Below are 11,125 nucleotides of genomic sequence, written 5' to 3' on the forward strand. Positions count from 1 at the left end.
GGCTTTTTGAGTTCAATTTAGAGCTGCCGCGCATGGACTCGAACCATGGACCCGCTGATTAACAGTCAGCTGCTCTACCAACTGAGCTACGCGGCAATGTACGTGCGTTCAATGGTGCTTAAACGTGATGTATATACTACCTCGATTATTGGCTTCTGTCAACGTGTTGTAGAGGTTCAATTTCGGCTTTTTTTGGGATTAATTAATGTTGGCAGAAAGATGCAATTACTTCGGCGCAGCGTTGGGAAACGCCTTTGTTTTTGGAAATAAGGACGCGGGCGTCTTGGTTGATTTGTTTTCGGCGTGCTGGATCATTGAGTATTGATAATATGCCGTTGGCTAACTCATCTGAGTTTGTGACATTGAAACCGATCCCTGCTGTATTTGCGAGGGCAGCGATGTCGCGGAAGTTGTGCATGTGAGGGCCAAAGAATGTGGGTACGCCATGGGCTAAAGGTTGGAAGATATTTTGACCTCCTAGCGGGGCAAACCCTCCGCCTACTACCGCTACTGATGCAATCGCATAAATCTTTGCCAGCTCACCGAAGGTGTCGAGCACGATATAGCGCGCTTCGCCATGGGTTTCAGTCAACTTTGTTCGCCTTATAACATCCAATCCATGCTCCTGCATTAGTCGCTCTACCACATCAGTGCGTTCCAAATGACGAGGGGCGAGGATTAGGCAGACCTCAGGGATAGCTTGGCGAATTTTATCGAATGCATCCAAAACAAGTTCTTCCTCGACTGGTTCGCCGTCCTTAGCCGCTCGTGTGCTTCCAACAACGATAACCGGGGCGCTCGAAGGTAGATGGAGGTCTTTCCGAAGCTGTACTGGGTCGGCATCCAGCGTATCCACTGCCTGATCGAATTTTGTGTTTCCGCTTACGGTTACCCTTAACGGATCGGCGCCAAGGGTTTTTATTCGTTCGGCGTCGACTTCACTTTGCATGAGGAAAGTATCCACATATCGCAAAAGAATTTTGTAGAAGAAAGAAAACTTGCGGGCGCGATTAAAGCTGCGATCGGAGATACGGCCATTAATTATTAATGTTGAAGCCTTGGCTCGTTTCGCTTCTGCGAGAAAATTCAGCCAAAGCTCTGTCTCCGCAATAACGACAACCTGAGGGGTAGCGCGTTGGAAGGCACGACGGCAGGCTCCAGGTAAGTCGAAGGGCATAAAGACAATATAATCGGCGATGCCCTGAAGGGATTGTTGGGCTGTTGCCTGACCGGTAGTAGTGGTGGTAGAGACGATGACTTCATAACCAGGCAATCGCTGCTTGAGCGCACGAATAACGGGGGCAACTACCATCACTTCCCCAACCGATACCGCATGTATCCAGATGCGTTTTCGTTCGGGGTCGGGTTTAAACGGCAGATAGCCGAACCGTTCTTTCCATCGAGGTCCGGAGGTTCCACGTCGGTAAGCGCTTCGGGCTGTATGTATAAGCCAGAATGGCGCACTCAGTCTTAGCAATAATGTATATAGAAACCGCACGTGTTAAATTTCGCCGCCCTTCAAAAGGTTCCTCTATCGTACCGCAGAACGACAATTATTGCTTTGATATTCAAAAAGCCATAACCTCAATCTGGTTTCGGTAGAGTTCGACGGTGGTGGGGTTGAGGGCACCGACGGTCATTTGTTCGGCGGCGGAGGAACCGGCGGCAACGGCTAGTTTCAGGGTTTCGATGGAAGATAGATGTTGGTGTAAACCTACCAACATCCCTCCTAGAAAAGCATCGCCTGAGCCTACTGCGCTTAGGTATTTAATGATTGGAGGGTGAGCCATTATTGATGGATGACCCGCCCAAAGAGCGCCTTCGCCTCCAAAGGTGATAATCATCTCGACCCCTTTATCGAGCCATGATTCGGCGGCTTTAGCAGCCTCTTTATGGGTTTCCAATGGCTTTCCTATTGCCTGGCTCAGTTCGTGAATATTTATCTTGCAGTAGGCGGGGAGGGCTTTCAGGCCTTCGACCAGTGAGGCTTCGGCTGTATCCAAAACGGCTTTAGCTCCTGCGGTCTGCGCGATTTTAATGGCTTCGGCATAAAGCGTATCGCGAGCGCCGGGGGGGGTGCGGCCACAGAATGCGATGTATTCATACTTGGGAGCGAGGTGTTCGAGCTTGCGCAGGAAAGCATCACAATCCCCATCAGTCACTTCAGGTCCCTTTTCGTTAATTTTCGTATCTTTTCCGGTCGATGCATCGATAAGTGCGACACATACTCGGGATTCCTGATCGATGGGCACGAAGTCAGGATTTAACCCATCATTTGTAAGACCTTCGATGATACTGGCGCCATTATAACCGCCAGTAAAACCCGTGGTTGAAACTAAACCTTCTTGAGGATCAAGAAGAAGGATAACTCTGGCAACATTGACGCCCTTACCGGCAGGACAAGTATGCGCTTCCTTCACATGATGCACTGCGCCGGGAGTAATTTTATCCAGATAGTAGGTCTTATCAACCGTTGGGTTCAACGTCACCGTAAGAATAGCCAAAACCGCCTCCAACATCTAACATTGACTAGGATTGTACCCTTGCTAAGGCACAATAACTTCAGTTTTGATTTTTGACAGGTTCAACGCCCTACCCCTACATCCGGATAATAAAGGTAAGTAGGCTTTATCAAATGCGACAAAAGCAGGAGCGCCTTTAACAAGGACACTCCTGCTTTTGTATTTTTTCTGAATACTTACAAGCTGCAAAGACTAATAAACAAATGTATCAAAACGGCATGCAACATTATTGAAAACTAATCGATACTAACAAAAGATCAACTAGTCTCAAAATCGCAAGCTGGTTCGTAATTGAACGAATATCTTAGATGAGATCCGCAGCAGTGATAATGCTCATCGCGATATCCTTCATCTTCCGGTTCTGGTTTCGAGCCTGGAAATGAATTCGCTTGAACGCTTCATCTTCGGAAAGACCGTGGCGATCCATCAAGATTCCCTTAGCGCGTTCGATAAGCTTGCGAGTCTCAAGGGCTTCAGTAAGTTCAGTAACTTCTTTGTTTCGCAGTTGAAGCTCTTTAAAACGACGCATTGCGATTTCAATCGCGGGGCCTAAGTCTTCTTTGCGGAAAGGCTTTAGAAGATAGGCAAGCGCGCCAGCTTCGCCTGCTTTCTCAACCAACTCATCTTCGACAAATCCTGTTAAGAACATGATTGCGCATGGATGGTCATTGATAATTGCCTTTGCAGCTTCAATTCCGTCCATCTCCGGCATTCGAATGTCCAAAATTGCCAGTTCCGGCTGATGCTGTTTGGCAGCCAACACAGCCTGCGTACCATTTTCACATTCAGCAACGACACGATGGCCCAACCGCTCCAAACGTGCTCGAAGCATCATTCTGGTGACGGCTTCGTCCTCAGCGATAATTACAGATAATCCAGTCATCTAATCCACCTCCGCAACTAGCGGCACAGTCAATCCGTTTCCGGTCAGCAGCTCGGACATCCGCAGTGGAGCTAAAAGCTCGAACACAAGAGATGATACAGGCCACTTTTCTTCAATTGACCAGGCGCTAAATGCATTTATTGCCAGCTTTCATTAATCTGCCCGCAAATTTACAATAAACTATTATATCACGTACGGTTAAGAAAGTTTGCATTGTTTACGTATGAGCTTAATAAATGCCATCGTATACCGAGCTTCTTGCACAATATAATTCGACGTCAGGCGCCTAAAATCCTTTGTTTGCCCATATTTTGTCTTTGATGTGTAATAAAGCATAAATGTTCTAGCTAAGACCAGATGATGCGGACGAGGCAGATGCAGGCGATGGCTATTACTAAAAGGGCGAATGCGCGTTGGAGATAAGCGACGTGGATGCGGTGGCTGTGCCATGCGCCGAATTGCACACCGATTAGAGAGCCTGCCATCAAGGCAAATACTATCCTCAAATCCACCTTTCCCGCTAAAGCATACTGGATCGTTCCGGCTATTGCCGAAACCATTATCAGTAAAGAACTCGTGCCGATAGCCATTCGAAGATGAATGCCATAACCATAAACCAATAAGGGGATGAGGATAACTCCGCCGCCGATTCCCAACAAGCCAGCTAGCACGCCGATGAGTAGTCCGGCCATCGTTAGGGAGAAAAGTGATACGGCCTTCACATTGCTTGCGGGTAGGCCAATTCGCAAGGGGCCATTCGGCCAGCACAAACGATTGGAGGGATTATCTTGTTCCGAGTTGTTCTCCCGCCAAAGATGTATTGCAATCCCAAAAAGCAGTACCACAAAGATAGCGCTGACAGTGGTTGTAGCGAAAGGCGCTTTACGTCCGAGGAAGCTTACTGAACCTATTCCTTCCAGGTATTTCAAAAATCCTTTGCCAAGCGCAGTGCCAATAATTGTCCCCGGAGCCATACACAAAACCAAGCGGGTATCGGTGCAATGTTTCTTGGCATGACGCCAAGCCGATCCCGCTCCAACGACAATCATCTGGGCCAACCCACTTCCAACCGCAACAGCAGGGTCTATCCCAAACAATGAGATCAAGAGCGGGGTCAGCATAAAGCCGCCCCCTACACCGAATAGGCCGGCAGCATATCCGACCCCCGCTCCTAATATCGCCAAACCGGCAAGAAAGGCATGAGAATAAGGCATTAAGGCGTTTCCGGTAGTCCGTATTTAACGCTTGGCAGAGGATTGCCCCGGTTATCGCAGACACGGAAGGAAAATTGCCAATATCCGCTGGGTTTGGCCACTTTGATAAGGAATTGGTTAGTTCCTTTTTTGAGACGAACCCTCATAATGTTGCCATCCGATCCGCTGCCACCCTCAACCGGCATATAGGAAATAAGCTTTCCGTCTTGCCATACCTTGCTGGCATCGTTTGTGCCAAAGCGAAGCTGGGCGAACTGGTCCTTCTCTGATATGACCGTCGTTGCCGCATATGCAAGCAAGTTCTTCGGCATTTCAACGCCTTCGGATAAATCGAAAACATAACCGAGCGCCGATACCTTCCGCCATGTATTACCTCCGGCATTAGCGCCCACTGAAGGCTTGACAGAAGTTTCTTTGATGAATGACTTGTTGATGCCGTAATCCTTCTCGCCTTTAGTATCGAAAGGTCCGAGGAAGAGGATATCGCGGCAATATTGGTCGACCCATGGGTTATTCACGCGTTTGGTATAGGGAAGATCTCGCCACATCTTTCGCGTAGCATAGGCGGTCATCAGCAGGTCGCAATCGGTGAGCGAGTCGGAGCTTGGAAAGATGCCATCCGGGTATCCGTTATGAGCATTCATCGCGCACCCTGATGCGTGCATGAATTCGTGATACATGATGCCGTCGCTATCGCACATCAAGTAGCCAATATAAAGAGCGCCCTTGGTGCTTGGGACAGGAGGAAGAGTGCCGGCAAGAAGATTGAGACGAATATCTTCCGTCGGTTCGTCTTTGGCCATATCTGATCGGTAGGTTTTGACAAACACGAAGATGCTGTCGGCCTCATTCGGCTTCAAATCAGTGATATAGGGCATACAGACGCTCGGATCAGGCCAGTCGTCCCAAGTGGTTAAAGGTTTCTCGATAATCGTGAGTGTCCAGTCGATTTTTAAGTTGCCCCAAGAGAATTTCCAGATAATTTTTTCAAATTTGGCAAGCGCTTGGCGAGTTTTTTCGATTTCCTCATCACGGAAGGTCTGCTTGGTGTGATGCGAACCGCCTTGAGCGTCCTTCCATTGGAGGTCGAGGGTTCGGAACAGATAAGCCCTCAGCTTCCAGTGCCCTGCTTTCGATTCATCCGTATTGGGAGCCACTTTGGGACGAAGCTCGCGGAATTTAGCGCGCATCGCATCCCAAGTTTCCTGATCGCACTTGGTCGAATCGTAGATATTCTCATAGTGAAGTAGAGCGGCATCCCAATTGCCTGCTTTTTCAGCTTCAACTGCCGCTTTGCGCTCAGCTTTGGCATCCATAAACGTTGCCGCGCTTAGCATGACCACGCTGAGCAGTCCAAACATAGCCACAACCAACAATCCTTTAATCATTATTTCCTCCTGAATTATTCTCAATTATGAACTTGACGGATAAGCAATGCAGAAGTTGCGTCGGCTACTTCACTTTGCCGTCAGCCACATTGACCTTTGCTTAAAGTTCTTCCATCGAAATTATAGCAGAGACGTATAGACGCAATCACCCTCTATCTGATTGATAATCCTGCCCCCCTTCAATATGGCCTGAAGGGATACGGGTCTTTCTCTTGAGTTAGAATGGGTATTATGGAACAAGTTGTGTTTGAGTTTAAAAGAGGTATTCCACGAACCTATTGGAGGTCTCGTTAAATGAATCGGAAAATGACTTCGAAAGAACGAGTGCTGACTACTTTCGCTAGGCAGAAACCGGATCGCGTTCCAATCAATTATTCTGCAAATGGCGGTATCCATGAACGTCTGCTGGAGCATTTTGGGCTTCATGGTAAGGATTGGTCGAGTTTATGTGAAAGGCTCGGGGTTGATTTCAAAGGCATCGGAGCGAGCTACGTTGGGCCGCGTCTGCATCCTGAAATCCCTGATAGGGATGTCGATTCGCGATGGGGTTGGATCACGCGCTTTGTCGAACACAGCAGCGGCTCGTATTGGGACTATTGCGATTTTCCGTTGAAAGACGCCGATGAAGAGGCTGTTGCAAACTGGCCGATGCCCTCTCCGGATGATCATGACTACTCACATATCGAAAAGTGGTGCAAAGAACAGGAGCAATACGCGATCCACATCGGCAGTCCTGGGCTGGCTTGCATTATGAATACCACCGGTTTCCTTCGCGGCATGGAGGAGATGTTTGTCGACTTAGCCGAAGATAATCCCGCCGGTTTACTCTTGATCGACCGAATGTTGGCAATTCAACTGGAAATCGCCCATCGGGAAATCGAGGCAGCCAAAGGGGGAGTCGATTTCATGTGGATTGGCGAGGATTTGGGTTCAATCCGTGGGCCACTTATCAGCATGGCGACTTTCCAAAAGCATATTAAGCCGCGTCACAAGCCTTTCTTCGATCTGGCAAAAGCCTATGACCTGCCCGTGATGATCCACACCTGCGGTTCGAGCAGTTGGACTTATGATGAATACATCGAGATGGGCTTAACGGTCGCCGATACGCTCCAACCTGAAGCTGCCGATATGTCGCCTGAATATCTTAAATCACGTTTTGGTGATCGAATAGCCTTTCATGGCTGCATCAGCACTGCTGGACCAGTAGCTTATGGGACGGTAGAGGACGTAATCGCCGATTGCCGAAAGACTTTGGAAATCATGATGCCCGGCAGCGGCTACTGTTTTGCCCCTACCCATGCCCTCCAAGATAATTCACCAACCGAAAACGTTGTAGCTATGTACGAGGCGGCGCATAAATATGGGGTGTATTAGGGACAGGGTATTCTAATGGGGACTCTTTGGGAGGTGAGCGAAAGTTGTTAGAAGATGCATATTATGAGATTATAAAGTCAATCGGAGAAGACCCTGATAGAGAAGGTTTGGTTAAAACCCCTAAAAGGGCAGCGGATGCAATTCGTTATTTGACAAGCGGTTATCAAGCTAATGTCGAAACTATCCTCAACGGGGCTGTATTCACAGAAAACTATGAGGATATGGTCGTCGTGAAAGATATCGAATTCTATAGCCTCTGTGAACACCATCTGCTCCCGTTTTATGGCCGATGTCATATTGGCTATATTCCTAGCGGTAAGATTGTCGGCATCAGCAAAATCGCACGGCTTGTCGAAGTATTTGCGCGAAGGCTTCAGGTTCAAGAGCGCATGACGATGCAGATTGCCGATGTGATGGAAGAGGCGCTCAGTCCTCTAGGAGTCGCTGTCGTTATTAAAGCTCGGCATTTATGTATGCTGGCGCGTGGAGTTGAAAAGCAGAATTCCAAAGTAATAACAAGCGAAGTAAGAGGCAGTTTCCGAACTGACCGCAGAACTCGTATCGAATTTATGGACTTGATTAGTCTTCAGAACGAAATCGATTAAGGGGTTGTGGATGAAAGTCGCGATCACAGGCGCAACCGGATTCATCGGCAGTCGGCTATGCAAGGCGCTGCTTGAGCAAGGGGCAGAGATAAATGTTCTGAGCCGAAATGCTGACCATGCAAAAAAATCGCTGCCGGGAATTACCAATGCTTTCGATTGGAATGCAGAAGCCGAAAAAGCGCCCACGGAAGCGCTTGCGGGGATGGATGCCGTTATTCATCTGGCAGGAGCGAATGTCGGCGAGCGTTGGACGAAAGAGCAAAAGAATAAGATACTCGAATCCCGCCGTCAAAGCACTCAAAACCTGGTTGCCGGTCTAGCAGATACTCACCCTCGGCCTCCAGTTTTAATTAGCGCATCGGCGATCGGCTACTATGGCGACCGGGGGGATGAAGTTTTATCCGAAGAATCGATGCCGGGCGAAGGGTTCCTAAGTCGTGTCTGCATTATTTGGGAAGATGAAGCGTTTTTAGCGGAGCGACTTGGGATGCGGGTGGTTGCTTTGCGAACGGGGCTTGTTTTAGATAAAGAGGGCGGGACGCTAAAGTCAATGCTCCTGCCGTTCAAATTAGGCTTCGGCGGCCCCTTGGGTTCAGGAACGCAATGGATGTCATGGATTCATATGGATGATATGATTGGGCTTTATGAGTTTGCGCTGACAAACAGCCAGGTGAGGGGGCCGATGAATGCGACGGCTCCTAACCCGGTGCGAAATAAAGAGTTTGCCCATGAGCTAGGCAAGGTCTTGCGCCGTCCTTCCCTATTACCAGTTCCTAAATTCGCCCTCAAAGCCCTATTGGGAGAGTTTGCGGAAGCTGTTTTGACCGGTCAACGAGTTGAACCACAAAAAGCCTTAAAGACCGGCTATCAATTCATATACCCCAATCTAGAACCCGCCCTAGAAGCTGAGCTTGGGAAGAAACAATAATAGCGGGGGGCCAAGCCGTTGTCTTGAAGGGGCGCAGCTTGCTTCACCCTCCGGTAGGCAAGCCCTGCCCCTGAATCAACTCTCTTTCACTTTTGCCGGTAATTATTCTGTGCAGGAATTCATAGTCTATTCGCAGAAAACAGGGATCAGTAAACCCAGGGGGAACGCAGCAAGTGCCACGTGAAATTAGCATTCTTAGTCCTGAAAAGGTAAGTCTTGAATATACGGTTGCAGGGCTTGGGTCACGGCTTCTTGCACAGATTTTGGACATGATGATCTGGGGCGCACAATGGTTGTTCCTGTTCATCGCCGTTACTGTATCATTATCTATTTTGACTTATTACCGTATCACTCCGAATGAAACTATGTCCACTGCTCTCTTAGTTGGTTTAGCCCTCTATGGCTTTATTACCTTCTATGCCTATTTCATTTTCTTTGAAGCGCGTTGGAACGGGCAGACACCCGGCAAACGCGCATTTAGTATTCGTGTCATTATGGATAATGGCGCTCCCGTTACCGTTGAAGCCGTATTCAAACGAGGTGTGATGCGGATTGCCGATCTTATGCTGACCTTTTTGGGCATTACCCCGTTGGTGGTTTTCTTTACTGAACGTAGTCAAAGGTTTGGGGATATGGTAGCCGGAACAGTGCTGATACACGAGCGCAAGCATACAGTTTTGAACCTGCCTTCACCCGTATTGACCCCTGTGGTTGAAACACCCGAGCACCCCTTGGCGATGTATATCGGCCTGATTGATAGCCTCGGGCAGGATGATTATCGCTCAATTCGTCAATTTTTAGATCGCCATAAGCAACTATCGTCTGATGTATCGAACCGGCTTGCATCACAAATGGTCGAAGCGTTGGCATCAAGAGGCTTAAACATAACCTGTCCCAACAACACCCCGCCTTCGGATGTGCTAGAAGCAATCGCCGCCAAATATTCCAGGAAGAACGCCTTACTTTAAGCACCTTTTAGCTCTCATCCGATGCAGCCCGCCGTTGCTTAACAATAACGGGCTTGATTATGACGAAGCAAAGGGCTATGCCCTTTGTCGTCTGAATGCGAGAAGTGATCCCAAACCGCCAAGCAAGGCGATAATTGATGATGGCTCAGGAACAACTTGGGAAACACGGAACCCGATGTTGGAGAACTCGTAAGCCGGGTAGTTGTAGTTGCGGTCCGCCGACCGCAGGCCGTCGAAGTAGTAGTAGTTGAACGAACCACCACGCAAACCGCGATAAGCGTAACCTCCGCCTATGTATGGAATAGCCTCGTTCCACTCAAAGACATTGCCGCCCTGGTCAAAAGTGCCGTAGGCGCTGGCCGAGTTCTGGAACTCGCCAACCACCGTCGTATACTTACCCGAATCAATCGGATAGGAGCCAATGCCTGTGTAATAGTTGGCATTGTTGCCGGATGGGTCAGCCATATTGTTACCCGGAGCAGTGTTGCTCTTGGTGGGATACAGCCAATAACCGGCATTGGTATTGCCGCCCTTGTAATAAGCAGCTTTATACCACTCATCTTCACTTGTCACAGTCCACGTCGCTCCGGCATTTCTGCCGATAACACGACCATCAGTGCCGTTGTAGCTGTTTAGCGTGTATGCGCCAGTCTCGGTGGAGCTATTACCCTGGCCATTATTCAGCCAGTTGGCAAAACGCACGGAGTCCCAGAAGCTCACGAAGTTCACCGGCCTGTTAGCATAGTCCGATGCCACGTTGTAGCTGTAGCCGCCCGAAATACTGGACCTCTGTATCTGGCAGCCGCGGGTATCACTCCACATGCCGTCGTTGTAGAGACCGTAGGCATCGGATACATTTGCCTTGGCGTTAAGAAAAGCCGTATACTGCCCAGCCGTCACTTCATACTTGCCTATGTTGTAGTCGTAACCTACCGAGCCGTAGCCAGTGGTGCCATCATACATTACCTGAGTGTCCGCCGAGTTGCGTGCATTGCCTATGGCAACTGTTTCGATTGTGATTGCCTGAGCAAGCGTGCCCAAGCCCAGTAGCGTGATGGCTGCCGTTACTAAAATAAAACGTCTCATCTTTCAATCCTCCTGAAAATAGTGTGGAAGCTGTTCAGAGCCTCCTAAATAAACGTGTCAAAACAGGCGGCGCCCTTTAACAGCAGATACCGCTAATATGTAATTCGTTTTTCGAGGGCAAAACCGGACAGATTTTTGGACTTTTTTCAATAATTGT

Annotated in this window: 10 protein-coding genes and 1 tRNA gene; 4 read left to right on the forward strand and 7 right to left on the reverse strand. The window is 48.9% G+C overall.

The window, feature by feature from the left end; genetic code table 11:
* Positions 1–23: 23 nt before the first annotated feature.
* The 6 genes from WCO51_04525 to WCO51_04550 form a co-directional block, all read right to left on the reverse strand.
* Positions 24–96, reverse strand: a tRNA-Asn gene (locus WCO51_04525).
* A gap of 106 nt (positions 97–202) precedes the next feature.
* Positions 203–1,498 (reverse strand): 3-deoxy-D-manno-octulosonic acid transferase, encoded by a 1,296-nt coding sequence (locus WCO51_04530; GenBank protein MEI6512525.1) that lies wholly within the window; start codon positions 1,496–1,498, stop codon positions 203–205.
* A 70-nt stretch (positions 1,499–1,568) separates the two neighbouring features.
* The gene (locus WCO51_04535; GenBank protein MEI6512526.1) at positions 1,569–2,504 is read right to left on the reverse strand and encodes a 1-phosphofructokinase family hexose kinase; all 936 of its coding nucleotides are present in this window, start codon (positions 2,502–2,504) and stop codon (positions 1,569–1,571) included.
* Between the two features lie 322 nt (positions 2,505–2,826).
* Complete coding sequence (locus tag WCO51_04540; GenBank protein MEI6512527.1) at positions 2,827–3,405, reverse strand: response regulator; 579 nt, start codon at positions 3,403–3,405, stop codon at positions 2,827–2,829.
* Positions 3,406–3,752: 347 nt separating this feature from the next.
* Positions 3,753–4,619: a sulfite exporter TauE/SafE family protein gene (locus WCO51_04545; GenBank protein MEI6512528.1), complete on the reverse strand. Its 867-nt coding sequence runs from the start codon at positions 4,617–4,619 to the stop codon at positions 3,753–3,755.
* Positions 4,619–6,007 (reverse strand): hypothetical protein, encoded by a 1,389-nt coding sequence (locus WCO51_04550; GenBank protein ID MEI6512529.1) that lies wholly within the window; start codon positions 6,005–6,007, stop codon positions 4,619–4,621. Before WCO51_04550 ends, WCO51_04545 begins: the two co-directional genes overlap by 1 nt.
* Before the next feature lie 294 nt (positions 6,008–6,301).
* Between WCO51_04550 and WCO51_04555 the strand changes: the two genes are divergently transcribed.
* The 4 genes from WCO51_04555 (at position 6,302) to WCO51_04570 (ending at position 9,882) form a co-directional block, all read left to right on the forward strand.
* Positions 6,302–7,381 (forward strand): uroporphyrinogen decarboxylase family protein, encoded by a 1,080-nt coding sequence (locus WCO51_04555; GenBank protein ID MEI6512530.1) that lies wholly within the window; start codon positions 6,302–6,304, stop codon positions 7,379–7,381.
* Positions 7,382–7,425: 44 nt separating this feature from the next.
* Positions 7,426–7,986 carry a GTP cyclohydrolase I FolE gene (gene folE / locus WCO51_04560; protein ID MEI6512531.1) on the forward strand — a complete coding sequence of 187 codons (561 nt, stop codon included), beginning with the start codon at positions 7,426–7,428 and terminating at the stop codon, positions 7,984–7,986.
* A gap of 10 nt (positions 7,987–7,996) precedes the next feature.
* The gene (locus tag WCO51_04565; GenBank protein ID MEI6512532.1) at positions 7,997–8,914 is read left to right on the forward strand and encodes a TIGR01777 family oxidoreductase; all 918 of its coding nucleotides are present in this window, start codon (positions 7,997–7,999) and stop codon (positions 8,912–8,914) included.
* 173 nt (positions 8,915–9,087) lie between these two features.
* Entirely contained in the window at positions 9,088–9,882 is a 795-nt protein-coding gene (locus WCO51_04570; protein ID MEI6512533.1) for an RDD family protein, read from the forward strand.
* Positions 9,883–9,957: 75 nt separating this feature from the next.
* On the opposite strand, the gene WCO51_04575 is transcribed toward WCO51_04570, so the two are convergent.
* On the reverse strand, positions 9,958–10,968 hold the full coding sequence (locus WCO51_04575) for an SUMF1/EgtB/PvdO family nonheme iron enzyme (protein MEI6512534.1): 1,011 nt from the start codon (positions 10,966–10,968) through the stop codon (positions 9,958–9,960).
* Positions 10,969–11,125: the final 157 nt, after the last annotated feature.

Source organism: bacterium, from assembly GCA_037131655.1.
Classification (GTDB): domain Bacteria; phylum Armatimonadota; class Fimbriimonadia; order Fimbriimonadales; family JBAXQP01; genus JBAXQP01.